Raw genomic sequence first — 25,344 nt, 5'->3', positions numbered from 1 at the left:
GTGGCCTTGCTATTGCAGTATCAGGTATTTTTACTGTTCTCTTGGCTTCTGTTTTTGCAGGTCTGCACTGATCGTAATTATTTACAATGTATATAAATAATGGTATATTTTAACTGTTATTTGTAGTATTTCATTTATATATTGTTGTTAGTAGAGCCTTGGATTTTCCAGGGCTTTTATTTTTATCCGAACCTTTGAAAAATCCGAACCCTTGACGTACATTCCTCTCAGAAGGAAGAAAGGAAAACACAAACAACCATACACCAGTTAAGCGATTAGGAGGAAGAGCCATGAGATTTAACGATGTTCAGGATACAAGAAAAGCAGAAGGAAGAAAAGAGCAGAGAGATGCAGCTGTTCAGAAGATATATTCACAGCTTTTGGAGAGACTTTCATGTGTAAATATGTGTAACAGAAAAGCTGTAATGGCATTTGGTGCAACATTTACTATCTGAGTTTAAGGAGGGAAATAGTATGGCAGAGAGGATTGTTCAGACAGCAGGCAGAGATCAGCTTGGGGATTTTGCTCCTGAGTTTGCACATTTCAATGATGATGTTCTCTTTGGTGAGAACTGGAATAATGAGGATATTGACCTAAAGACCAGGAGTATCATCACTGTGGTTGCGCTCATGGCACAGGGACTTACAGATATTTCCTTTAAACATCATCTGGAGAATGCCAAGAAAAATGGTGTTACCCAAAAAGAGATTGCGGCTGTGATAACTCATGCAGCATTCTATTCGGGATGGCCTAAAGCCTGGGCAGCATTTCGAATGGCAAAGGAAGTATATGAAGTTAGCTAAATGAAATTATAAAAATGGATTAATGAAGAAATCCGGATTCTTGTCATGTAGAATCCGGATTATATTTGTATAAAAACCATTGTTTCTAGAAGGGGGTATGTGCTTCGTTATATGTTGGTAACCTGCGCTTATTGTTGTAAAAAAGCATCGCTCATGCCTGAGGATAGATTGTGCACGATTAGACTATCATCTATAATTGTTTAAACGGATTGTGAACTATATAGAGGTTAATGAGATGGATTACATGCATACTGTTCAGTACTATGAGACTGATAAAATGGGAATAACTCATCACTCCAACTACATAAGGTGGATGGAGGAAGCAAGGATAGACTTTCTTTCGCAGATAGGATGGGACTATGTAAGAATTGAGGAAATGGGGATTATTTCACCTGTTCTTAGCGTGACGTGCGATTTCAAGAAAACAACAACCTTCTCTGATAAGGTGGCTATAAATGTAAACGTTGAAGAATTCAAGGGTGTAAAGCTTCATTTGGCATATGAGATGAAAAATCGAGACGGTGAGGTTGTATGTCTTGGAAAATCTTCCCATGCTTTTCTTAATAAAGAAGGTCGTCCCATAAGGATGAAGCAGGAATATCCGGAACTGTTTGAGGCACTAAATAAGGTTAGCGAAGCCTAAAGTATATTTAGAGAAAGAGAGGAGATAGGCATATGCAGTTTATAATCAAGGCTTATGATGGGGAAGGAATGCTTGAAAAGAGGTTGGATGTGCGTCCACGCCATCTTGAAGGCATGAACAAGCTAAGTGATCATATCATCTGCGCAGGAGGACTTTTGGATGAAGAAGGCAAGATGAAGGGATCGGCCCTTATCATGGAATTTGATTCCAGGCAAGAGCTTGATGAATACATTAAAAACGAGCCCTATGTATTAGAGGGTGTCTGGGAAAAAATCGATATTGATATAATAAATGTAGTCATCGCAAATGGCATAAAATAATACGTTAGGAAGATAATGATGAGAACACTTTTTATTGGTAACAGTCACACATATTTTAATGACATTCATAAAATCTATATGAACGATATGAAGTAAATGCAGATGGATTATTTTTGGAAACAGCAGGACGATCTTCCTGCAGGTATAGGGTATGGCTTATTTAGCATAGAGCATATCATAAGTATTGTTGTTGTCCTGGCTCTTGTGGTTTTAGCAGCCATCCTTATTAATCACTTCAGCGAAGATAAAAAGGAACAGATAAGTAAAACTATTCCGGTAACGATGCTGATACTTGAGGTTTTTAAAGACCTTTATCTTGTAAGGGTAGGGCATTTCGGTATAGGATATCTGCCGCTTCACATATGCAGCATTGGAATATTTGTCTTTCTTATAAGTGAATATGCTCCATTTGCGAAGATTAAGGAAATATTTGGTGAGATAGCATATATCCTCATAATGCCAGCATCATTATGCGCGCTTATTTTCCCAGACTGGGCAGATTTTTACCCTGTTTGGAATTTCATGAACTTGTACAGCTATTTATGGCACGGACTACTTATACTGTATCCGATACTTCTAAAGTGGGAAGGGAAATTTAAACCTGATCTCAGACATATTCATTATGAGATCATTTTCCTTATGATTGTGGTTCCTCCAATACTCCTGTTTGATAAGAAATTTGGATGTAATTATTTTTTTGTAAACTGGCCTTTAAAGGGGACACCACTTGCTTTAATCGCATATATATTTGGCATGAAATATTACCTTGTGGGATATGGTATACTTGCACTTGCAGCTCTTATTATGATGTATGTCGTTACGGGTATTATTGATAAGCATAAATGAAGGCTGTTCACTTGGTAGTGAGCAGCCTAAAATTTGTAATGAAAGACAAGTTGAAATACTTCTGGTCAAGTCCTTAATTGTGTATAAAATTTTCAACCTTTTTTGAATTTGAATTCAGTGTCCTTCGCTCCGGTTTTCTTTAGCTTTTTAACTATGCGCTTATAGGTCTTCTTATTCTTACATATAATTGTAATCTTAGCGCCTTTCTTTAATTTCTTTAAGCATCGTTTGCCTATTGACTGAAGATTGTTGGCATTGATTGTTATTTCCTTAAGCGCATCACATCCCTCAAAAGCATTTGCTCCAATCATTACGACATTGCTGCCAACCTTAGCCTTCTTTAACTTCTTAAGCTTTTTAAAAGCACCGTCTCCAATCATCGTAATCTTGTAAACTACTCCCTGATAGGAAACAGTTGCACCTACTTTTATACTTTTAGCCTTCTTATCCTTAATACCGGTAACAGTAACATACTTATTACCCTGATCATTTACAGTATAAGAATAACCTTCTGCCTCAAACTCCGTAACAACAGCCTTTATCTCTTTTTTACCATCATAATCTGCCGAAACATCAGAAGAATCCTCCGTAATATTTTCCGAGGAATTCGGTATAGAGTTCATATCCACCTGGAAAACAATTTCCTTAAAGTAAAAGTCAACTGCATGGTCAGGGGCAGCTAATAGAAATGCAATTTTTTGACAGGGCTTATCCGAGTGACTTTGTTCAGTAGTTATAACAAATTCATTAGAAAAATCTTGCCATGTAGTCTCGAAAGAAAATTTGCCAATACAAGCCCAATGTATGTATTCATTTGGATTAGCGTTTGCCCACGTTTCTACAATTATCTATCAAGAGAAATAAATCTTGTGTAATACTTAAAAATAACTTTTTCATAACTGCAGTCTGGCATGAACCGGACTGCATCCTCCCTAAAAATACAGCTGCGATGAGCAGCTTTTTTTATTCTGAATTATATTACCGTAGGCATTTTTAATTTTACTTTAAGGGCGATTTTATTTCTTTTTTACAGAAAAGAGAGATAATTATCATAGGTTAGTGCGTGGTGGGAAGGAATCCTGCCAATATGGTTCTTTGTATGTAGTTTTGGAAGGAGCCGAAATATGAAAAGAACGTTTATCTCATTGCTGTTTATTTTATCAATCCTGGTAAGTGTGCCCATGAGGGCAGATGCAGCATTTCCACTTAAAGAATCTAACAGTGACACAGCTTCAGTAGAAGCTGAAGAATATTATAATAAGCTTCCGCAGGGAGTCAGGAATGCCTTTGAATCCTATGGATGGCGTGTGATCATAACTGATGTTTTCAAGGTTAATTATATATCTGCTTTATATAACGGTGCTCCTAAAGGCGGATATGTTGCAGGTTATACGGAAACATTATCAAAGAGCATAGTTCTTGCCAATACGGATGCCGGAGCAGCGATTAATCATGAGATGGGCCATTTCTTTGATTATATTTTGGCTGGGAATGTGTCAGAATCTCAGGAGTTTTATTCTATTTACAGTGCGGAATGTGCAAATTTTGATGGCGGTGGCAATTCTTATGCCATGTCAGATCCAACAGAGTATTTTGCTGAAGCTTTCAGAGAATATGTTGAATGCGCAGGATATCTTAAGGCCAGATGCCCTGATACATATGCTGTCCTTGATGGACTGGTCAGCCCCTATGGAAGGACACAGACAGATGCCGTGACTGATTATGCGAGATGTAATTCCCATGTCGTATCTGAGACAGCAAGGCAGGCTGCTAATAAATTTAAGGATCTGGCGGTGCTTGCGGTAGACAAAGTGCTGGGAAGTGACAACGCAGCTTCCAGAACACTAGATGGTTGGTTAGACAAAGCAAGTAATACGTATCAGGAAATCAAAGATAACCCAAGAGAATGGGGAAGGGAGCTTGCTGAGAAAGCCAATGACAAAATCCATAACTCAGATCCAGAAGCTTTAGGTTCCGCAGCTGCAGAGAAGATTAACAAAAAGTTCAAAGAGCTGGATGAATTTGCAGAATCAACTGATTGGGAGCAAAAAGGAAGAGATGCAGCAGAAAAGGTGAAGAACTTTTTGGAGGGGGATGGAGTAAGGTCAAAAAGATTTTTGTTTGAAACGGATGTTTAAAAAACGATTCGCTTATTATCTCAGGTAATGTGTTATATCAGATGATTATGAAAACAAGTGCGGTAATTGCCATAAACAGCTCCGTACCGGAGAGAAATACTGTAAGTATTGTGGAACAAAGCGTGGTGAAGGTGCATTTAAGCCATATCGAAATGTCTCTTACTGATTGTATGGACCATGTGGAACATATTTTTATAAATGTCATCATTGCGGGAAAATATTTGAGTACTGGACTATTGGCTCAAGTGATGTAAAGCATTGTCCTTCCTGTGGAAGCGAGGTTGAGGAGACAGATTATAAGGAAGATGAGTAATTAAAATATATAATGATGTAGGTGCCAAAAGTCACATTTATACGTGACCTTGACATATTTTTTGAACATTGATAACTGAATAAAACTATGTTTGAGAGACTTTGAAATTTTTTCTGTAAATAAGGAAATCCTATGATAATTTAGGTTCATGAAGGATGTGGTCAGATTGGCTACATCCTTTTTTGAATATACAGTCTGCTATCTTATATGTCAATGATTTTCTTATATTGTTTTGTGGCTATACTTGGTATATAATTTAGTCACAAAGGAGGTGCACGTTATGCAGATAGTTCCAATGAGAGATTTAAAAAACACTGTAGAAATAGAACGCAGATGTGCTGAATCAAATGAGCCTGTCTTTGTTACCAAAAATGGATATGGCCGGCTTGTTGTGATGGATATAGATTATTATGAACGTACTATGAGAAAGATTGATGAGGCTTCTCTTGTCAACAGGGGTATTTCAGACTACGAGAACGGCCGGACTGTCGATGGAAGGAAATCTTTGAAGAAGCTGAGAGAAAAACATGGTCTTTGAAGGATATGATTACGATTTTACCGAAATTGCAGAAGCTGATATCGATGAGACCCTTTCGTATATCGAAGATGATTTAGCAAATCCAGATGCAGCGGCTGCATTTGCAGATACTCTTGAAGATAAGCTTGAAGAAATATGCAAGAATCCCAAAACAGGGCGACCTGTCGAGAATCCTTTCTTAAAGCGTGATGATGTTCGCAGATTCCTTGTTGATAACTACATTGCCTACTACATTATTGACGATGAAAATGCAAGGGTTGTCGTTCTTAGAGTGGTTTATGGTAAACGTGATCAGGATAAGATTTTGAAGGATTTATGACACCACAGTCCTTGCTATATAGCACATAATATATCTAAAAATCGGAGATGCTCATATTGAACACCTCCGATTTTACCGTTTTATTTAACCTTTACACTCTTAGATTTGCTCCACTTGGAGTATATCTTTTCTCCGCCAGATTTCTTATATGTTCGGATTCTGACATAGTATTTTTTCTTAGACGTAAGTTTCTTTATAGTCTTTGATGTCCTCTTAGTCTTGTCTAAGTTAGAGCCGGAAATATACCCGTAAAAAAAGATTTTATCTTTGCTTCCATTTTGGCTGTTTGCTATCATGCAGGCATAATAACCTTCTGATATTGTTTTGAAGTGAACATGATCTACAGGATCAGGTAAAACCTTCTTAGCGTGTGCGCTTGGAAAGGAAGCGTGCCGCCAGCAGATAAAAACCAGATACATTAGACTTCCGGATCTTCTCTTGGAGTACGGAGACACTGTTCTTATCCCCAGTCAGGAGAAACGCATGCTCAACAAGTATGCCAAAGTACCGCTCCTGATCCTGGATGAATGGCTTATGGCAGATATTTCAAAAGAAGAACTTCATTTCCTTTTTGAGCTTATGGAAAGACGGTCTGATTCCTCGTCCACCATCTTCTGTACTCAGTATTCTAAAAAGGACTGGATCAAAAAGCTTGGTGAAGGAGTCTATGCTGAGGCTATAGTAGACAGATTTGCTTATACAACTACCTGGGTCGAAACAGGCAAAACAAACATGCGTAGATACTGCAGTAAACGACAATAATCTACCAAGTGGGGCTGAACTGCGAACCGGTGGTTCGCAATAAAAAAACAATGGTGCTGAGCAAAGCTCAGCACCGGTGCCCTTGGCACGAAATAATCATAAGGCACAGGGAAGCCAGGAAATTCGCAGATGGCGACACAGAAGTAGTTGTTGCAACAGACGCTATTGGCATGGGCATGAACCTGCCGATCAGAAGAATCGTGTTCCTTCAGACAATATAATTCGACGGTGTGGATGGTCCTCAAGAACATCAGAAGGAAAAGAGAAAACAAATAAGTTCATCCCACAGTCTGGACGAAAAGACTGTGGGACTTTTATATCATAAAAGTTACTATCATAATAAGTGTAGAATCCCATTGATCTGATATGAGCATTGAAGCCTGAACACAGTTGCTGCGTCGTTTAGATCAATGTCTGTAATTTCTGTAATCTTGGTCATCCTGTAATTCATGGTGTTTCTATGTAGGAATAGTGCATCTGCAGTATCCTTTATGGAGCAGGACAGGCTCAGAAAGACCTTTAAAGTTTCAACAAGATCTGAGTCGTGCTCAAGGTCATAACGGTGAAGCTTATATAGAGCGGGATGTATATAGGACTGCAAAAGGCTTATATCCGATACATGGTTAAGAAGATGGTAAAATCTGTAGTCTTCATATCTGTGTACTTTAGACGGATTTCCAATTTGTTTCCCTATACGATATGCCTCCTGAGCATATTGGAAACTCTGAGGGAAAAGGGAAGCCGAATTAAACTCCGGGCTTATTCCTACATCCGATACATTTTTTAGAAGTTCATCGTTATTTTCTATGTCACCTATTATGCCGATATATGAAGAGATAACAACAACAAGTTCTCTGAAGATGAATATTGTGTTCCCGGGTATCATGGAGTCAAGAGTTCTTTTGATAAAAAAGAGCTCATGTCTTGAGTGATGGATTGGCTTTAATACCACACAAAACGTATGCTCAGGTAGTTTGGGCAGCATTTTCTCAGTACTCTTTAAATCTTCCTCACTTCCATCAAGAAGCTTAATATACATATCCGTATCGTCCTTTGACAGATCAGGATATGTATTATGTATATTGATAAAAGCTGACAAAAATTCACTTATCTTTGGCAGATATGTCTTGTGAAATGATGTGAGACCACGGTTGTTATCGAGCAAAACAAGATATGCTACCGGCCTGTTTTCTATGAAAAGCTGTGAAGCAAGTTTCTCTTCTGTAGAGCTGGTGCATGTGACCTGAAAGCAGGCAGAAGTCTTGGGAAGACTCTGGGCAGGCATAAGCTCGTTCATCGCATTAATAAACTCAAAAGTGCAGGATCCTTTCTCTATATATCGCTGCCACAAAGGGTCAGTGATGGATACGGAAGTGGAGTGCGCAAGAACTTTAAATCCTAAGTCTGCAAGAACAATGGATCTGTCCAGGAAAAGGGCAGATTTGTTTATGAGCTCCGTTATGGAGATATTTTCCTTGGACAGCTCTTTCAGATGTCTGAATCTGCTCTCGTGGTCAGTGGCTCTGAAAAATGCAGAAGTAAGAGCGTTCATACAGTTCATCATCTCTTTATCTGTTGTATATATAAATGAGATATTTTCAGGAAGTCCTTTTGTTGTTGTGAGAATACAGGGGAATTTTTCAGTTTCTCTGATAGTATCAGTATCCACTTTTCCAATATAGAGGCACGAAGGATCATCTAATGGCATGTCATCAGACAAAAATGAAAAGTGCGTAAGTTCCGGATTTGAATTCCCCACGTTTATGCTGCAGTTGCAGCTTTTCTTCATTATTTCAGCTATTTCTTCAAAGTTCATAAAATCTATCTCCATTTGCGTTGTGCATCAAGCACAATATATGCTCATCTGTTTATGCAGGCAAAATCTAGACCATTATTTTATGGCCCAGTAAAATTATTGTATTCATTGATGTTCATGGATGCAACTCTAAATCGAAACATTGTTGTAGTCTATGCACAATAAGTAGCATTTATATGTTTAAAGGAGGTACTTATGGCTTACGAAAAATTGTTTAAAAGTGGGCGTATAGGGGGAGTGCGAATCAAGAACCGCACAGTAATGCCTGCGATGGGAGTTTCGCTGGCAGATCCAACAGGAGAAGCTAACGAGCACATTATCAGATACTACGAAGACCGTGCAAAAGGCGGTGTGGGTCTCATTATCACTGAAATCACAAGAGTAGATGAGGTAGAAGGTATTGGTACACCTAATCAGCTGGGAGCTACAGATTCCAGACATGTTCCTCATCTCGAGAGGCTTGCTGAGCGTGTACACAAATATGGAACAAAAATCCTTGTTCAGCTTCAGCATCCAGGAAGGGAAAATAAATCATCCATGATAGGCGGCAGACAGATTGTTGCTCCTTCACCTGTTATGTGTAAGGTTACTAAGGAAATGCCAAGGGAGATGACAACAGAAGAGTGTTCAGCACTTGTAAAGAATTTCATCAAGGGTGCTGTCATCTGCCAGAAGGCCGGTATGGACGGAATCGAGCTTCACGCAGCTCATGGCTACCTTTTAAATGAATTCCTTTCTCCATATACAAATAAGAGAACGGACAGATATGGCGGATCTTTTGACAACAGAATAAGAATTCTTGAGGAGATAATCACAGGTATAAGATACATGTGTGGTCCCAGATTCCTTATTTCAGTGAGAATTTCAGCTGATGAATTTGTAGAAGGCGGATTAAAGCTTGAGGATACAATCAAGATTGCAAGAACACTTGAGAGCTTCGGCATCGACTGTATCAACGTTTCAAGCGGTATCTATGAATCTGCTACAACAATTATCGAGCCTTCTTCATATCCTCAGGGATGGAAGAAACATCTCGCATCCGCTATCAAGAAAAATGTAAAGATTCCGGTAATTGCAACAAATAACATCAAGGATCCTGAAGTTGCAGAAGCACTTCTTGAGGAGGGCGTTTGTGATTATATCGCTCTTGGCCGTGCTCATCTTGCTGATCCCGAATGGGCAAACAAGGCTAAGGAAGGCAGAGGCGATGAGATCAACAAGTGTATCGGATGTCTATACTGCTTCACTGCACTTTCAGACGGAGGACATATCAAATGTGCCGTTAACCCCAAGTGCGGAAGAGAAGTTGACTATAGCTGCGTAGAAAAGACTGGCAATGGCAGAAAGGTTGCTATCATAGGTGGAGGCCCTGCTGGAATGGTTTCAGCACTCACACTTAAGGAGAGAGGTTTTGAGCCTGTAATTTTTGAAAAGGCAGACTCTCTTGGCGGACAGCTTAATATTGCAACAAAGCCTATCATGAAGGAAAAGCTTCAGGCTTATCTTGATTCTCTTGTTTGCAGAATCAAGAAAAACAACATCGAAGTCAGACTTAATACAGAAGGCACTGTAGATGCTGTAAAGGCACTTGATCCCACAGCTGTTTTTGTTGCGACAGGTGGAACACCTATCGTTCCAGGGCTTCCCGGAGTTGATGGAGCCAATGTTATCACTGCTGAAGAATATCTGATGGGCAAAAAGGAAGTAAAGGGCGACGTTGTAGTAATTGGCGGCGGTGTAACAGGTATGGAAACTGCTGAGACCATTGCAACAAGAGGCGGAAATAAAGTTACTCTTGTAGAGATGACAAAAGACATCGGAAGAGGTCTTTACCGCTCTGTGATCGCTGATTTCACCATCAGATTCGGAAAACTTGGTGTAAATGTCATGACAAGACAGCAGTTCATGTCTGCAGATGAAGAATCAGTTGTTGTAATGAATACAGTAACAAGACAGATGACAAAAATTCCTGCTGGTACAGTAGTTCTTGCACTTGGAGTACGCTCAAATGATGTATCAGCACAGTTTGAAGAGAACTTTGACAATGTAATAGTACTCGGCGATGCAAACTTCCCCGGAAGAATTGCGGAAGCTACAACAGATGCACTTGGCAGAGCATCAACACTGTAAAGGGGAGGTTTTCAGATGAAAGAATTCAAGAATAAAGTTGCACTGATAACCGGTGCAGCAAATGGTTTTGGTAAAGAATTTTTAAAAGAAGCATCAAGGAGAGGCATGCGCATCGCTGCTCTTGATATCGAAAAGGACGAAGTAGAAGCAGCTGCCAAGGAAGCAAAAGAGCTTGGAGCTGCAGAGATCTTCACTATCCAGGCAGATGTAACAAAGGTAGAAGACTGTGAGAGAGCGGTTGATGAAGTTATTGAAAAATTCGGCGCGATTGACCTTCTTATGAATAACGCAGGTGTTGTGGTTCCTGGTGATATCTGGGACACACCGGTTCGAGACTGGGAGTGGATCACACACGCTAACTTCCTTAGCCATGTTTACTTCATGCACAAGGTTATTCCGATCATGATGAAGCAGGGTACACACTGCAATATCGTGAACACATGCTCAGTAGCAGGACTTATCACTTCAAATGGAATGCCCGCTTATCACGCTACAAAGCATGCTGCAGTTGCACTTTCTGAAAGTGTTAGCTATGACCTTCAGGCAAAAGGCGCAGATATTTCCGTTAGCATATATTGTCCGGGATTTGTTCAGACAGACCTTCACCATGCTGAAAGACACCGTCCTGAGCAGTACAAAGATGCATCTGATCCTTACTACACAAGCAAGGAATTCGCTATGGGTCAAAAAATAGCAGAGCAGGTTATTGTCACAGGTATGCCTATAGATTCTGTAGGAATGAGAGTATTTAATGCTATAGAAGAAGATCAGTTCTACATCCTTACTCACCCTATCTATACGACCCTTATCGGTAAACGTGTGACAGACATGCTTGCAGGAAAAGGACCAAACCTCATAGAACTTCGCGGTAAATAAAAGTAATATACTTTCTTCAAAATTGTAAAACAGGCTCTGTTCCAACAAAAAGATGGTACAGAGCCTGAAGTTTGTAATGAATTTTGCTATTTAACGCAGTTACAAAGTTTCAAAATCACTTCTTGTTCACAAGATCCTTAAGAGCCTTACCAGCCTTGAACTTGGGAGCGATAGAAGCAGGAATCTTGATCTCAGCACCAGTCTGAGGATTCTTACCCTTTCTAGCTGCTCTCTTGGAAGTCTCAAAAGTACCAAAGCCAACAAGCTGAACCTTGTCCTTTTTCTTGAGCTGCTTTGAAACAACATCGATGAAAGCTTTAAGTGCTTTCTCTGAGTCTTTCTTTGAAAGACCGGTTTCCTTTGCGATAGCTTCTACGAGTTCTGTCTTATTCATACCGTTTTCCTCCTTCATAAGTGTAGGTTTTGGGCTTACGTGCCCTGTTAGTAGTGATTTTATCGCTATTTCTTTTCTATGTTAAGCGTTTTGGCAGAATTTATGCTGATTTTTTATTGTTTTTCCTATTACTTGTAAAAGGAAATACCAGACTTTAAAATCAATATTGTTTTTTCAGAACAAGACAGAAAGGACTACTAAAAAGATATGACCGAAGAAAAAATAATAAACCTTCGCCCGCATCACCTTCTGTGTACGCAGGGATATAGCGGAAAGGGTTATAACGAGGCATTTGTCCTGAATATGACAATGATAACCAAAAGGATGCGGACAGAACCAGATCTTAAGGTGCGTATCGTTTTTTCCACAGATGACCTTTGCACATATTGTCCAAGAAAACGCGGTGAAGGTATATGTGCAGATGATGCAAAAGTCCTTGTTTTTATAAAGGAGTAAAAGACCTTCTTGATCTTGAAGAGAAGGAATACAGCTATCAGGAGCTTATACATGAGATCCATGATAAGATGGATTCGTCAAAGATGAAGCAGATATGCGGAATTTGTGAGTGGTATCACATGAGTGCATGTGAGAAAAATATTTTGTCCGGCAAGTACCTGCTTGAAAATAGAAGCAATTTAGATAAGAACAAAGTAGTAAGGAATGGAATAAATGTTAGCACTATACGATGTCCTCACAGGAAATGAGGAAGTAGATAAAATAATAGAGAGATTCATAAGTGAAAGACTCCTTGGTCTGATGCAGTTTGACCTTGATATGTACTATTGCGGTATGCTCGATGGACTGAAAAATTTAGATCCTGATGATGAGGAGCTGTATTTTTCTGTGACGGAGGACATATCTCCTGATAACGTGAGCAAAAGGGATGCAAATGAAGCATTCATATCACTGGTAGAGCTACTTGAATCAGATCAGGAGCTTGACCCAAGCATCCTACAGAATTATCAGCTGTACCAGCTGATAAGCGGATACTGTGATCTCGCGGAGGATACCGGAGCTGAGACAATAGAAAGATTCCCAATGAAGGACAGGATGAGGATCCTAAAGGAACTTGAAGAGATAGCAAGAGAATCCGAGTGCACACCTGAAGATATAATAGAAGAGTATGAAGATATCATGAGTTATGATGAGACCTGTTTTACAGACTGGGATTTTCTGCAGCTTGACAGAATGGATTTTGAAGCATTAAAAAGCTCGGATGCAAACGCTTTTCTTGGTATGATAGAACCTGAAGAGACACTTAACATGAAGGCTCAGATACTGAAATTCCCCAGCGGAATAAATAAAGACAATAACGAGGATTAAGTATATGGAAGTAAACGAAAAGGACTGGAAGCTTTTCAGGGAAAGCCTCCCCAAATGGCAGGAGAGGTACATGGAAAAGCTTGTCGAGGAATACATTGAGATCCTGAAGAAGGATGGAAGCGCGTCTGATAAGTACTGGGCTCTCGAAGGACGCATCAAGGCAGACAAGAGAAACCCCGGAGTTGTTATAACGGATATAAAAAGGTCGAACTTTTACATCCACATGAGTTCCCTGCTTCGATACAAGGTTATCACAGTGGATGATCTTTCAGATTTCAGTGAAGAGACCCGCGAAGCCTTAATACACATGGTCTGAGTATATGACCGGAGGACAGATATTGGAAAAACGGAAGATTTTCCAGTACCAGGTGTCTTGATGAGTAAAAATAGAAAAAGAGAAAACTAAAGTTTTTGGTATTTAATTGACATGCAATTTACCTGCATTTCAGCTTTTGTCACAGATACAATATGATAGATGAGATTTAAGCCATGTGCTAAAAAAGGCACACGGCTTTTTTTATTGTAAAGTTGAAAAAGGTTCTGAAAATAATATGATCGGCTTTTAGGGAGTTTTTTTATGAACGAGTTAGAGAATACAAAGAATATCATTGAGAGAAAGTATTATTTTGTAATTTTCGATGCTATAACCAAGTATCTTCGGGAAAATCCTGAAGAATTCTGGTTTGATGGAGATTATTGTTATCAGTATTGGTATGAGCTTGGGTTATGTGATTACAAGATTGTTGAGCTATACTCTGTAATGGATCAGGGAACAAAAATGATGGAAATAGTAGTAGAGGCTAGTATCGAGGTTTTTGATATGTTCGATATTGGATTGAACCGCAATATAACTGAGAAATTACGTATAGGAGCTAACATTGATTTCTGGTATGAGAACTTTGAAGTTGTATATGTTGGACAATATATGAGTAGCTTTTGATAAAGAAAATGAATTTTAGCAATGTGCCAAAAAAGGTACATTGCTTTTTTTATTATGTAATCTATAAGGTACATGACGAATAATATGATCGGAAAACCGGTCAAGAAGGACACCATGAATATGGTACTGGCAGACATAATAACAAATTTCATTGAGGAGAATTCTGAAATTGGAAAATGGACAGATGATACTGAATTAGCAGATTGTGAGCATAAATATATATGCAATCCTGCATTGCCTCAGAATATAGAATTGTGGGATTACGAAATCAAAAATGCTGAAGCTATTGTTTCATATAATGAGGTTAAGCTGGATATATTGGTGGAAGCATTACTCCATGTATCAATTACCGGAATTGATCTGGAAGAAGGTGATGAGATAACAAAGCATTTCCGTATTGAGACTATATTGGATTTTGATCAGTTTAAAATAAAGTATGTCGGTGTGCTAGCTGAGGATTAACAAAGGAGGGAGCTATGAGATATTCAAAAAATACTGTAGAAAAAATTGCTACCCGAAATGATGCAATTGAAGCCCTCGCAGATGATAATAGAGGCGTAAGCCAAGCATTTTGGGAAGAGTTCCTGGGAAATGGTGCTTTGGGACCATTTTTAGCAAAAATCAAGGATGATGATAGTGGTCTGCAGCTGCGGTTTAGAGGAAATAATACTCCGGAAGCTATTACGGTATATTACAACAACCACATGGTATGGAAAATATCTAAGCATACGCGTGGGTACAAGGTTGAAGTAAGTGCCAATCATGCTAAAGGAACACAAAAAACCAAGCTTTTAGAAAAATTGAATAGCGAACCACTATGCTTTGTCACGGACAGTAAGCATGCACAGTCTTATCCATATGTCATAAGGAAGACGTATGATAGCCTTTTTGTTGATATGACGTATAACCTGATGGTGGACTCGATAAAAGATTTTTTTGGAACGGAAAAATATCAGGAAAAGAAAAAGCAGCAAGAGCTGTTCGATGCGCTTGCAGATTCACAAAATGGCTTGTATGTCTATGATCTGGAATTTAAACAGAGAAGAAGCAGATGTGAAAATGAACCTGACATGTTTGCAGTCAGCTATTCTGATGGAAAACCTCAATCTGTTGTGCTGATTGAAGTTAAATCCACGCGGAAAGCTTGCGAAAATGGTATAAGTGGCCTGACAAAGCATCTGGATGGAATGCATCACTACATAACAGAAAGCCCTAACATTAATAACAGAAAGCAGGAAGCGCATGATATTATTTTTGCATATAAAGGATTGAATCTTCATAATCCGCCTAAGGTTGTCCCAAATGTAGAAGATATAAAAAGATTTGAGACGATGATTATACTCACTGACACTGCTATCGAGTATTATCATGATCATGCTGATGATATTCAGGAATACATAAGAAAGCATGATTATAACTGCGAGATAATGGAATGGACTGAATCCAAAATGTTAAAACAGTTGTTTAAACATTCGTAAATAAAAAAGCATTTGTCTGATTTATAATAATTTAATGATTCAATAAGACCATGGCAAACATTTATCTATTCTTTTTATGATATATTTAACTAAAGGGGAGCACTGCTTCCCTTTTTTATTGTGCTATCAGTACTTAAATATATAGCGATGTGCTAAAAAAGGCACATCAGATTCTTTAAGCTATATTCATGAAAATTATTCCGGAGGTGTACTCGGATGTATGGAACAGGCACAAAGAAAATGTTGAATATGCTGATATTGGATATCCTGAAGGAATATTCAGATAGTGAACATCGTTTGCTTCAGCAGGACATAATTGATCTGTTGGAAACCAATTATGGCATCAGCTGCGAAAGGCGAGCTGTAAAGAATAATATCGTTTCACTTCAGGAGATGGGCTACGATATTGATGCTGATAAAGGTTATTATCTCAAAACAAGGGATTTTACAGACGCTGAGCTCAGACTCCTGATTGACAGTATCTTTTCATCAGGTGCAATTACAGACAAAGAGGCACATAAGCTGGTCCAGAAGCTTGAAAAGTATTCAAACAAGTACTTTAAGTCACATGTATCTCATATACATAGTGCATCAAGTGGAAAAAATGCTGAAAATCAGAAGGTTATGGAATCCATAGCAGCAATTGATACAGCTATATCTAAAGGAAAAAAGATCAGTTTTTCATATTTGCAATATGGTGTTGATTTTAAGCTTCATCCAAAGCGGGATATCAGATATGTTGTCAGTCCGTATCAGATGATAAGCAGCAAGGGTAAATATTTTCTTATTGGGAACTATGATGCATATGATGATATCTCACATTACAGACTGGATCGAATAACTGATGTTGAAGTATTAAAGGATCCTAGAAAGCCGATGAAATCCATAAAGGGCTTAGAAAATGGGATTAATATCTCGGAGTATATATCAGAGCATGTTTATATGTTCTCTGGAAACAGTGAACACATTAAGCTGCGGACCAATGAAAACCTAATGGATACCCTTATTGATAATTTTGGAAAAGATTTCAGAGTACAGCTGGGAGAAGGAAATGACATAATAGTTGATCTTAAGTGCAATCCGTATGCTTTTTTTTACTGGGTAATGCAGTATGGGCAGCTTACGGAGGTGTTGGAACCGGAAAGCATGAGGGAGCGGATAAAAAAGGCTTCGTATGAGGTTTATAAAAAGTATAAATAAAAAGTTCTAAGATAAGTTGTAGGTAAATGATATGAGTGATGACAAGAAGATTAAAGTGATATTACATCGAGGTGCAAGACAGATTGGCGGGGTATGCACGGAAATAGCTACAGAGAATACCAGATTACTCTTTGATTTTGGCTCACCTCTTGAAGGAGAAGGTAATCAGGATATTCTTGAAATTGATGGTGTAACAAGAGGAGATGTAAATTGTGATGCTGTTTTCTTGACACATTATCATGGCGATCATGTAGGTGAAATCCCCAGAATCATGGCTGACATACCTGTATATATGCAGAAGACTGCAAGAAGAATCCTTGAAGCTCAGCAGGAACATAAAGTGAGCGTAGGACAGAAAGTATGGGCAAAGGACATAAAAGAGCTTACGGAGGGCATCCCGGTAGCAATAAAGGACTTAAAAGTTACTCCATTAGCATCTGATCATTCTGCAAGTAATTCTGTGATGTATTTAGTAGAAGGGTATGAAAAAAAGATACTCATAACCGGTGATTATCGGTTACATGGTTTTAATAGAGAAAAGCTGATGAGAACATTTGAAAGGTTAAAAAATGTTGATTTGATGATTACAGAAGGTACAAACATTTTAAGGTCTTCACCATATTATGAGGACGAGCCTTCTGTAAAAAAGAAATTTGCGGAAGTATTTAGTGAATTTAAGTATGTTTTCCTGCTCACATCGTCTTCCAATATCGATAGAATTGTGTCATTTACACGAAGTGTTCCCGGTGGGGAATATCCATTGGTAGATGATTATCAAAAGAATCTTTTGGCAATTGCCGACGAAGATCGTGAAGGAGAGATGAAATCGAAAAAGAGTACGCAGTTTATTGTCAGAAAAACTTTAGCTAGGGGGGAGAAGGCTGGATTTGGTATGGTCATACGGACAAGCGAGAAATTCCGTTCAATTGTAAAAGAATTTGTTACAAAATATCCTGAAGATACTTGTCTAATATACTCTATGTGGAAAGGATATAAGGATTTTACGGGTGTTAATGATATTCTAGATTTATGTAAAGATAAAATATGTATTAAGAGTATTCATGTTTCAGGTCATATTACAAAAGAAGATTTAGAATTGGCTATAGAAACAGTTGCTCCAAAGAAACTGATTATTCATCATACATCAGCAAAGGAAGAAGAAAAAAAACTAATCATTCCGGATGATATTGAACAGATACATATGCTAGATGGATTAATGTATGAATTATAAGATGATTAAAATGTGAGGTAAAAACTATATGAAGAGTGACACAATAATAGAAAAATCAGAAACGCAATTAAAAGAAAAACAATTTTATCGTATTAGTACAATAAATTGCAAAAGCTATTCTGATGTGATGGCTGAGTGGATATACAATATGCCTGTCGATAAGCAAATAGATTTATTATTGTATAATTCCAATATGGTCAAAACTGAGAAATGGACAGATTCTCCTATTCATAGTGAACTTGCTAAAATTGTAATTAATGATACTAATCGACATGAAGAAAACATTGCAAAGCGTATAATGCAGATTAAGTATTTTTTAAGGTTATAAAGACTGGTCCTACTAATGCGAAGATAAAGGATCAAATATTTAATATGGAGCGTCTATAAAGAATTCTGTTTTTATGAAATGGATGGTGGACTAAAATATATAATTGATAAATGATTTGAAGCAATGTGCAGAAAACAGTACATTGCTTTTTCTATTATGTAATCGAACGATTACTTAAGTTGAATCATAATTGGACTACGAGACCAATGAGGGATGCATATAGAGGAATAATAATGAATGATAACCGATGCGTAAGTAAAACATTTTGGGAAGCATTTTTAGAAAATGGAGCGCTTAGCCCATTCCTTGATAAGATCAAAGAAGAAAACAGTGGGCTACAGCTAAGGTTTAGAGGGAACAATACTCCCGAAGCCATTACGGTTTATTACAATAACCATATGGTATGGAAAATATCTACGCATAGGCGAAGGTATAAGGTTGAGGTTAGTGCCAATCATGCTAAAGGTTCACGTAAAGAAGAGCTTTTAGAACGATTGAGGCGAGAACCGCTGGGCTTTATCACAAATAGCAAGCATGCACAGTCTTATCCATATGTGATACGGGAGACATTTGATGATTCATTTGTTGATATGACCTATAACATGATGGTGGAAGCTATTAAAGAGTTTTTCGGCTCTGGAAAATACCAAGAAAAGAGAATCCAACAAGAATTGTTTGACGCACTGACAGGTTCTAAAGATGGATTGTATGTCTATGATCTGGAATTCAAGCAGAGGGGACATAAATATGAAAATGAACCTGATATGCTTGCAGTGAGGTATTCTGGAGGCAAACCTCAATCTATTGTACTGATTGAGGTTAAATCCAAAAGGAAGGCATGTGAAGATGAAACTAGCGGCTTAACAAGACATTTGGATGGTATGAATCATTATATAAAGGAAAGCCCATATTTAAATAACAGGAAACAAGAAACACATGACATTATATCGGCATACAAAGACTTAAACCTGCACAATCCGCCTAAGAATGTTCCAAGCCCGGAAGATATTAAAAGATTTGAGATGGTAGTTATACTTACCAATACGGCAGTGGATTATTATCATGAGCATGAAGATGTTATTCAGAAATATATAAGGGAGAATAGGTACAACTGTGAAATAATGGAATGGACTGATGATAAAACACTAAAGCAGTTGTTTGAAAATTTACAACAGTAACGGTTATGAAATATATCTATGTATGCAGAGAATGCGGGGGAACGAGTTTTGAGGAAGACGATTACGGACATGGTGTATGGTGCGTGGGGTGTGACCATTATTATTCATATTATGAATACTGGGATTTGTTAGAGAACGCAGAGGATATCATGACTACGGAGTATGAGTTACAAAATGAGCATCAAGAAGATGAAGATGTTGATTTTGATAGTTTATGGTAATGAATCATATGGGAAACAATTTTCTAATTTTTGACAAGATGGTTATCGAATAATGTGAATAATATATATAATCAGGAATGAGCAATGTGCAAAAAAAGGCGCATTGCTTTTTTTATTATGCAAATGTAAGAAATATCGTCATCATAATCATGGAGGAAAAAATGCATTATTCAGACGAACTCATAGAGGAAGTAAAATACCGTAATGATATTGTTGATGTAATTGGGCAGTACGTTACGCTCAAGCGGAGTGGTAATAATTATTTTGGACTTTGTCCTTTTCATAATGAAAGATCAGGATCATTTAGCGTTTCTCCCTCAAAGCAGATGTTTTACTGCTTTGGATGTGGAGAAGGCGGGAATGTGCTGTCGTTTATTATGAAAATAGAAAAAATATCTTTTCTTGAAGCGGTGAAAATGCTAGCAGAGCGTAGAGGTGTGGTATTGCCACAGCAGAATGAATCATTAAAGGAAAAACGAATCCGACACAAGCGCAGCAAGTTGTTGGAGATGAATAAGGAAGCCGCTAATTACTGTGCGTGTCAACTTCTGAGTAAGAACGGTGAGAAAGGTCTATCGTATTTACGGAAGCGAGGTGTGTCAGATGAAGTGATTTCAAGGTTTGGAATTTGGTATTCCAATGACCTTGTAAAATACCTTCATCTCAAGGGATATAGTTATGACTTGATGATTGAAGTCGGTCTTGCAGCACATACCGAGAGATATGGAACATATGACAAGTTTTGGAATCGGATTATGTTTCCGATATACGATGTTAATTCCAGAGTTATCGGATTCTGTGGGAGAACAATAGAAAAAGACAAACCTATATTTTTATACTCGCCTGAATCTCCTGTTCTCGATAAACGAAGAAGCCTTTATGGACTCAATATTGCCAAAAGATCAAAGGAAAAATATATGATCCTCTGCGAAGGATTTATGGATGTCATAACCATGCATGGGTATGGATTTGATATGGCAGTTGGCACTCTGGGAATATCATTTACTATGCAGCAAGCATATCTTCTGAAGAAATATACGGATACAGTTATTATAGCCTTTGATAGTGATAGTGCAGGTATAAGCCATACCTTAAAATGTATTGAGGTTCTGAAAAAAGCAGGTATGAAATGTAAGGTTCTTGATTTACACCCTTATATAGATCCGGATGATTTTCTTAGAAATGCAGGAAAAGAAGTATTACAAGAGAGAATCAACCACGCGCAGAATCCATTTTTCTTTGAGATTGCACAAAAAGAGAAGAATTTTAATATGGGAGATCCTGGTTCAAAGACAGAGTTCTATAGATATATAAGTGGTAAGCTGTGTGAGTTCACGGAACCAATTGAGCGGGGAAATTATATAGAAGCTGTAGCAAGAAAGTATTCCATTAATCATGAATGGCTAAAAGAATTGGTTAATCAGATGTCTATGTACGTTGAATGACAGTCCAATGGTATATGTGATGATGGATAATCAGGATGGAATGGAAAAATATGAATATCCTTAATATACACGGGTATGCCGGAACAGCTGAAAATACAAACTATTCAATTCTACATGAAGCAGGATATAACGTGATTAGTTTTACAATAGATTACGATAGTTGTGAAGCCTCAGAGGTTGAAGAGTTACTTTCGGCAGCTGTAAAGGTATATCAAATAGGATTGATTGTAGCGACCTCATATGGCAGTTATTTTGCAAATATATTATCAGCGAAATTTGATATTCCATTTATAGCTACTAATCCTTGTGTGGATCCTTCAACCAGTTTGATCAACCTATCTCCGAATTATGTTATGAGGGAAATGCGATATTTTAAGAAGGTGGACCAAGACTACCATGCTAATTGGGAAAATGGCATATTTATTTTGGGAAACGATGACGAAATATTAGATCATTCCATTACAAAAAGGGTGATTGGCAAAGCTAAAACATATGTGGTTTCAGGATCACATAGGCTTAATCGAGAATCTTATGAGAGACAATTTCTTACGGAAGTAGCGGCGCTTATAAATGATGTGTGCAATCCATTCTAGATGATCACAAAATATAACGAATAAGAAATACGAAAAGCCATTATTACAATGATTGATGATTGATGCGTGAGCGATGTGCAAAAAAAGGCACATCGCTTTTTATATTATGTGAATAACCAGAAACCTGAGCGGAGAAATATGAAAAAAATGATTGTTTGTTTTCCATTGAAGTTTTTATATGAAAGGAATTTAAAAATGGCTAATAAAGGAGATAAAATCACAAGCTTTGATGAAGTTGTGGGATATGAAGATATCAAGAGTGAACTCAAGATAATTAGTGACATGCTTAATAACCCTCAGAAATATCATGATTTTGGGGCCGGAATAAATGAAGGGGTGATACTGTACGGCAGACCCGGTACAGGAAAGACTACCATGGCTAATTGCCTCATAAAGTCTACAGGAAGAAAAGCATTTATCTGTAGAAAAAAGGAGTCTGACGGGAGATTTGTTAAGAACATAATCAGTGTTTTTCAGAGTGCAAAAATGAATGCACCTTCAATTATTTTACTTGATGATCTGGATAAGTTTTCTGATTGTGATGAAGAGGACTGTGATGCAGAAGAGTTTGTAACTGTCCAGTCGTGTATTGATGAACTTAAAGGTGCAGACGTTTTTGTGATAGCTACAGCAAATAGGATCAGAAAGATTCCTGATTCCTTACTAAGGGCAGGGAGACTGGGACAAAAGATAGCAGTCCGCATGCCAACAGACTCAGAAATAGAGGAAATAGTTAAGCACTATCTGAAAAAGATAAAAAAATGTGAAGAACTTGATGAAAAGTCTATTGCAAGAATGATGTCAGGAGAATCCTGCGCAACGTTAGAGAATGTCATAAACAGAGCCGCAATGAAAGCGGCATATAACAGACAAGCTGAGATATCCATGCAAAATATTTTAGATGCATGTCTGGATCTGGTGTTTGATGCACCTGAAAGTTCAAAAGAGTTACCCGAGAGCATAAGAGAAAAGATTGCATATCATGAGGCTGGACATGCAATAGCTGCAGAAATCCTTGATCCTGGAAGCGTAAGTATCATTTCAATCAGAGAAACAGATGGCGGAGATTATGGTTTTGTTAGGTATTGTAGATCGGACGAGAAAATGAATCATAGTGCTGAATATATTGAAGATATGATTAAAACTTCATTGGCAGGCAGAGCTGCTACAGAATTGGTATTTGGTGAGTCTGATATAGGGGCTAATAATGATCTACACAACGCTTTTAATAAAACAGAATATTTAATAGACGATATATGCATGTATGGCTTCCATAATTGGATTCAGGACAAGGATTCAAATGCTTCTGCTGAAAATCGTAATAGAGCCATGGCTATGCTAATGGAAAAGAATTATCTCGAAGTAAAAAAGATACTTGCCAGGCACCGTGAGCTATTGGACAAGTTAGCATCAGAATTACTGCAGAAAACAACTTTGGTTTACTCAGATGTTCAGAGGATATGTAAGCAGATGGTATAGATATGCAAAAACGCGGTGTATTTTGGGTAATAGAAGATGAATTATTGGCAATACCTTTTGACGGAAATGTTTCCTTTGGAATAGCAAAGTCAGGCAGTAACTTTAATCACCGGCTCTTATGGGACTATGTGAAACCCAAAGGATGTAATAGACCTTTTGATTATTATCCCAGAGGCAGAGTCGAAATCAATAAAAGGGGAGATCCTGTTATTTATATGAGCCCCCAGATCAGCGAGGCGTTCATCCAACAGATTACAGAATGCTTTGGACTCATTAGGAATCCGAAAATCCACTATGATGGAAGCCTCCATTATAAGTGTCATCTTGATCGTAATTATCAAAAGAAATTTAATCCCCAAAGCGATGGGAAGCCCTTACTTAACGCTGGCTTTAAAAAGATAATTGTAGTCCATCTGGATAATAGACAGTATCAAGAATGTAATATTGTCAATAAAGAAAACTCTACCGTATATAATATTGTTCCTTACGGAGATCTGAAAGGATCTTTATCAATTGATAGAGGTCTTACGTTGGGGAGAAGAGAAATGGGTTATGAAGATACAATAAGATTTTTGGGCTTTTTTCTTGAAAAAGGAATGAGTTAATGATTTTAATCAGCAACTGGAAGAATGTTGCACAAAAGGATGTTAGCTCCTTTACAAATTAGAAAAGCATAAGTGCGGCGACCAATCTATTATTAAGATTTAGATTGGTCGTTTTTAATGGTACCAGTCTATCACAGCCTATCCCAGCCTATCACATGAGCTTAAAATCATTGCATTAAATTCCTCTTTTCTGACACGTGTGTCATATTGGTGAAGAGGCGCAAGGTTTCATGGTAAACGCAACATTATGACACTTTTGTCATTGGTGTTGCGTTTGTTTTATGCTATGATTTTGTTCGGTTTTTATCCCCTACAACAGAGCTAAATGCCACTCCCAGCACCATTATAATAATGTCATCCTACGGACCTGGAGCAAGATCCAGCGGTGAAAGAACATACAGAATCGTCAATGCTATTATTATTCTTTTTAACATCAGATTATTCATAAGGTTCTCCCTGAATAATAACGAAATAGCTTCGCGCTGATGAATAAGTTTACCAGTAACACTGACGAAATAGTTTACCACCTGTACAAGTGGATATTATTCCTGAATTTGAGGCTTGGATGAGACGTCAAATAGGCTATCATATGTATTCTGCGACAGAAACTATTGAAAGAGCTAAAAGCAGGATAGGAGAGACCAAGTACAATCTTGCTTTTAACAATTGCGAACATTTTGCATTATGGTGCAAAACCGGTCTGACAGAATCTATACAGGTTGAAGATTTTTTTAAAAGGTTACTTACTGGATATGCAGGAAGCTATGAGAACTTAGAGGAAATGCTATATAGAGCATAGCTTTTGTAAATATCTGAAACAAATGTTTTGTTATGACCGCAAGGAGGATAAGTTATGTCATTAGAAAGCAGATTGATAGATACATTGGTCGCATCTCTTGAAGACGATGGTAAAAGCATAGGAGAAGAAAACTATAAAAGAATCTATATCGTTATTTATGATTATGATGCAGGAAATGAAAAGTGTATTCATGCATACATAAAATGGGAAATAAAGCTATTAGAGAATAAACAATATGTGATAACAAAAGGCTTTGATGAATGCGTGCTCATTTTTGCAAATAATGAATTTGAACGTTTTTCACAAGCCCTTCGAGCCCTACCAGAAAAGGAACCTTACAACCGGCTATTATGTCGCTTCTTTTTAGCTAGTTCTGACGATGTTGAGCTGGATAAAAAAGGGCGTTTGGGACTTTTTTCAAAGGCTTATGCTAATCATGGAAATTGGCAAAATGAAGTCGTAATTATTGGTAAGGGTAATGTCGCCCAGATTTGGGATAAGACCACTCTGATTGGAAATCCTGATTTAATAGATTATGTGTGGAAAAAATATGAGGAGATAGTAAATTAGATGTAATCTGTATATACATGTTAAAACATTGCTACGCATAATACTGAAAAAAAGC

The 25,344-nt window shown here is 37.8% G+C and carries 32 protein-coding genes and 2 pseudogenes; 31 read left to right on the top strand and 3 right to left on the bottom strand.

All coding sequences use genetic code 11. The features are described 5' to 3' along the window. The first annotated feature begins 290 nt into the window (after positions 1-290). The 5 genes and pseudogenes from G602_RS30595 (at position 291) to G602_RS0115175 (ending at position 2,613) form a co-directional block, all read left to right on the top strand. Positions 291-455, top strand: coding sequence for a hypothetical protein (locus G602_RS30595; protein ID WP_155829940.1), 165 nt, complete (start codon positions 291-293; stop codon positions 453-455). Between the two features lie 19 nt (positions 456-474). Further along, positions 475-795 (top strand): annotated as a pseudogene (locus G602_RS0115190) (carboxymuconolactone decarboxylase family protein); the annotation flags it as partial. A 244-nt stretch (positions 796-1,039) separates the two neighbouring features. Continuing rightward, the gene (locus tag G602_RS0115185; RefSeq protein ID WP_026659752.1) at positions 1,040-1,447 is read left to right on the top strand and encodes an acyl-CoA thioesterase; all 408 of its coding nucleotides are present in this window, start codon (positions 1,040-1,042) and stop codon (positions 1,445-1,447) included. A gap of 32 nt (positions 1,448-1,479) precedes the next feature. Continuing rightward, positions 1,480-1,767 (top strand): YciI family protein, encoded by a 288-nt coding sequence (locus G602_RS0115180; protein ID WP_026659751.1) that lies wholly within the window; start codon positions 1,480-1,482, stop codon positions 1,765-1,767. A 102-nt stretch (positions 1,768-1,869) separates the two neighbouring features. Then, complete coding sequence (locus tag G602_RS0115175; RefSeq protein WP_026659750.1) at positions 1,870-2,613, top strand: YwaF family protein; 744 nt, start codon at positions 1,870-1,872, stop codon at positions 2,611-2,613. A gap of 92 nt (positions 2,614-2,705) precedes the next feature. On the opposite strand, the gene G602_RS0115170 is transcribed toward G602_RS0115175, so the two are convergent. Then, positions 2,706-3,236: a leucine-rich repeat protein gene (locus G602_RS0115170; RefSeq protein ID WP_155829938.1), complete on the bottom strand. Its 531-nt coding sequence runs from the start codon at positions 3,234-3,236 to the stop codon at positions 2,706-2,708. A gap of 501 nt (positions 3,237-3,737) precedes the next feature. On the opposite strand from G602_RS0115170, the gene G602_RS29140 reads away from it, so the two are divergent. The 7 genes and pseudogenes from G602_RS29140 (at position 3,738) to G602_RS30580 (ending at position 6,904) form a co-directional block, all read left to right on the top strand. After that, positions 3,738-4,751 carry an anthrax toxin lethal factor-related metalloendopeptidase gene (locus G602_RS29140; RefSeq protein ID WP_049945261.1) on the top strand — a complete coding sequence of 338 codons (1,014 nt, stop codon included), beginning with the start codon at positions 3,738-3,740 and terminating at the stop codon, positions 4,749-4,751. Positions 4,752-4,785: 34 nt separating this feature from the next. Further along, positions 4,786-4,917, top strand: coding sequence for a zinc-ribbon domain-containing protein (locus G602_RS32245; protein WP_155829944.1), 132 nt, complete (start codon positions 4,786-4,788; stop codon positions 4,915-4,917). Then, positions 4,918-5,064, top strand: a complete 147-nt coding sequence (locus tag G602_RS32240) for a zinc ribbon domain-containing protein (RefSeq protein WP_155829936.1) — start codon at positions 4,918-4,920, stop codon at positions 5,062-5,064. A 280-nt stretch (positions 5,065-5,344) separates the two neighbouring features. Then, entirely contained in the window at positions 5,345-5,602 is a 258-nt protein-coding gene (locus G602_RS0115160; RefSeq protein WP_022762328.1) for a type II toxin-antitoxin system Phd/YefM family antitoxin, read from the top strand. Then, on the top strand, positions 5,592-5,921 hold the full coding sequence (locus tag G602_RS0115155) for a type II toxin-antitoxin system RelE/ParE family toxin (protein ID WP_026659747.1): 330 nt from the start codon (positions 5,592-5,594) through the stop codon (positions 5,919-5,921). Before G602_RS0115160 ends, G602_RS0115155 begins: the two co-directional genes overlap by 11 nt. 354 nt (positions 5,922-6,275) lie before the next feature. After that, a pseudogene (locus tag G602_RS26905) lies at positions 6,276-6,683 on the top strand (ATP-binding protein); the annotation flags it as partial. A 29-nt stretch (positions 6,684-6,712) separates the two neighbouring features. Continuing rightward, positions 6,713-6,904: a hypothetical protein gene (locus G602_RS30580; protein ID WP_155829934.1), complete on the top strand. Its 192-nt coding sequence runs from the start codon at positions 6,713-6,715 to the stop codon at positions 6,902-6,904. 113 nt (positions 6,905-7,017) lie between these two features. On the opposite strand, the gene G602_RS0115140 is transcribed toward G602_RS30580, so the two are convergent. After that, a complete protein-coding gene (locus G602_RS0115140) occupies positions 7,018-8,499 on the bottom strand; it encodes a PucR family transcriptional regulator (protein WP_026659745.1) in 1,482 nt (493 codons plus the stop codon). A gap of 195 nt (positions 8,500-8,694) precedes the next feature. On the opposite strand from G602_RS0115140, the gene G602_RS0115135 reads away from it, so the two are divergent. Both G602_RS0115135 and G602_RS0115130 read left to right on the top strand, forming a co-directional pair. Beyond that, positions 8,695-10,629: an oxidoreductase gene (locus G602_RS0115135; RefSeq protein WP_026659744.1), complete on the top strand. Its 1,935-nt coding sequence runs from the start codon at positions 8,695-8,697 to the stop codon at positions 10,627-10,629. A 15-nt stretch (positions 10,630-10,644) separates the two neighbouring features. Then, entirely contained in the window at positions 10,645-11,505 is an 861-nt protein-coding gene (locus G602_RS0115130; RefSeq protein ID WP_026659743.1) for an SDR family NAD(P)-dependent oxidoreductase, read from the top strand. 115 nt (positions 11,506-11,620) lie between these two features. Here G602_RS0115130 and G602_RS0115125 read toward each other — a convergent pair whose 3' ends face one another. Further along, positions 11,621-11,899 (bottom strand): HU family DNA-binding protein, encoded by a 279-nt coding sequence (locus G602_RS0115125; protein WP_026659741.1) that lies wholly within the window; start codon positions 11,897-11,899, stop codon positions 11,621-11,623. A 207-nt stretch (positions 11,900-12,106) separates the two neighbouring features. Here G602_RS0115125 and G602_RS29135 point away from each other — a divergent pair, with 207 nt between their 5' ends. The 17 genes from G602_RS29135 to G602_RS29125 all read left to right on the top strand — a co-directional run bounded on the left by G602_RS29135 (position 12,107) and on the right by G602_RS29125 (position 25,289). Then, positions 12,107-12,355 (top strand): DUF1284 domain-containing protein, encoded by a 249-nt coding sequence (locus tag G602_RS29135; RefSeq protein WP_049945259.1) that lies wholly within the window; start codon positions 12,107-12,109, stop codon positions 12,353-12,355. Between the two features lie 213 nt (positions 12,356-12,568). Next, complete coding sequence (locus G602_RS0115115; RefSeq protein WP_026659740.1) at positions 12,569-13,222, top strand: hypothetical protein; 654 nt, start codon at positions 12,569-12,571, stop codon at positions 13,220-13,222. A 4-nt stretch (positions 13,223-13,226) separates the two neighbouring features. After that, complete coding sequence (locus tag G602_RS0115110) at positions 13,227-13,538, top strand: hypothetical protein (protein ID WP_026659739.1); 312 nt, start codon at positions 13,227-13,229, stop codon at positions 13,536-13,538. Between the two features lie 261 nt (positions 13,539-13,799). Continuing rightward, positions 13,800-14,162: a hypothetical protein gene (locus G602_RS0115105; protein WP_026659738.1), complete on the top strand. Its 363-nt coding sequence runs from the start codon at positions 13,800-13,802 to the stop codon at positions 14,160-14,162. A gap of 114 nt (positions 14,163-14,276) precedes the next feature. Continuing rightward, positions 14,277-14,624, top strand: a complete 348-nt coding sequence (locus tag G602_RS0115100; RefSeq protein ID WP_044932305.1) for a hypothetical protein — start codon at positions 14,277-14,279, stop codon at positions 14,622-14,624. Positions 14,625-14,638: 14 nt separating this feature from the next. After that, positions 14,639-15,640, top strand: coding sequence for a hypothetical protein (locus tag G602_RS0115095; protein WP_026659736.1), 1,002 nt, complete (start codon positions 14,639-14,641; stop codon positions 15,638-15,640). A 216-nt stretch (positions 15,641-15,856) separates the two neighbouring features. After that, a complete protein-coding gene (locus G602_RS0115090) occupies positions 15,857-16,840 on the top strand; it encodes a helix-turn-helix transcriptional regulator (RefSeq protein WP_026659735.1) in 984 nt (327 codons plus the stop codon). A gap of 31 nt (positions 16,841-16,871) precedes the next feature. After that, positions 16,872-18,071 (top strand): MBL fold metallo-hydrolase, encoded by a 1,200-nt coding sequence (locus G602_RS0115085; RefSeq protein ID WP_026659733.1) that lies wholly within the window; start codon positions 16,872-16,874, stop codon positions 18,069-18,071. 28 nt (positions 18,072-18,099) lie between these two features. Then, a complete protein-coding gene (locus tag G602_RS0115080) occupies positions 18,100-18,399 on the top strand; it encodes a hypothetical protein (protein ID WP_026659732.1) in 300 nt (99 codons plus the stop codon). A 233-nt stretch (positions 18,400-18,632) separates the two neighbouring features. Continuing rightward, complete coding sequence (locus G602_RS0115075; protein WP_026659731.1) at positions 18,633-19,577, top strand: hypothetical protein; 945 nt, start codon at positions 18,633-18,635, stop codon at positions 19,575-19,577. Between the two features lie 5 nt (positions 19,578-19,582). Beyond that, positions 19,583-19,798: a hypothetical protein gene (locus tag G602_RS0115070; RefSeq protein ID WP_026659730.1), complete on the top strand. Its 216-nt coding sequence runs from the start codon at positions 19,583-19,585 to the stop codon at positions 19,796-19,798. Positions 19,799-19,959: 161 nt separating this feature from the next. Continuing rightward, positions 19,960-21,243 (top strand): DNA primase, encoded by a 1,284-nt coding sequence (gene dnaG / locus G602_RS26895; protein ID WP_049945258.1) that lies wholly within the window; start codon positions 19,960-19,962, stop codon positions 21,241-21,243. A 35-nt stretch (positions 21,244-21,278) separates the two neighbouring features. Then, positions 21,279-21,836, top strand: a complete 558-nt coding sequence (locus G602_RS29130; protein WP_049945257.1) for a YqiA/YcfP family alpha/beta fold hydrolase — start codon at positions 21,279-21,281, stop codon at positions 21,834-21,836. 195 nt (positions 21,837-22,031) lie between these two features. Then, positions 22,032-23,315 carry an AAA family ATPase gene (locus G602_RS0115055; protein WP_081676031.1) on the top strand — a complete coding sequence of 428 codons (1,284 nt, stop codon included), beginning with the start codon at positions 22,032-22,034 and terminating at the stop codon, positions 23,313-23,315. Between the two features lie 2 nt (positions 23,316-23,317). Beyond that, positions 23,318-23,920, top strand: a complete 603-nt coding sequence (locus G602_RS31030; RefSeq protein ID WP_026659728.1) for a hypothetical protein — start codon at positions 23,318-23,320, stop codon at positions 23,918-23,920. Between the two features lie 565 nt (positions 23,921-24,485). Beyond that, positions 24,486-24,719 (top strand): lecithin retinol acyltransferase family protein, encoded by a 234-nt coding sequence (locus tag G602_RS0115040; protein WP_026659727.1) that lies wholly within the window; start codon positions 24,486-24,488, stop codon positions 24,717-24,719. A gap of 54 nt (positions 24,720-24,773) precedes the next feature. Then, positions 24,774-25,289, top strand: coding sequence for a division/cell wall cluster transcriptional repressor MraZ (locus tag G602_RS29125; RefSeq protein WP_049945256.1), 516 nt, complete (start codon positions 24,774-24,776; stop codon positions 25,287-25,289). The last annotated feature ends 55 nt before the right edge of the window (positions 25,290-25,344 follow it).

It is taken from the genome of Butyrivibrio sp. AC2005 (genome assembly GCF_000424145.1).
GTDB lineage: Bacteria > Bacillota > Clostridia > Lachnospirales > Lachnospiraceae > Butyrivibrio.
Note: the sequence above shows the minus strand (reverse complement) of the source record. Positions and strands in the feature narration are given on the sequence as shown.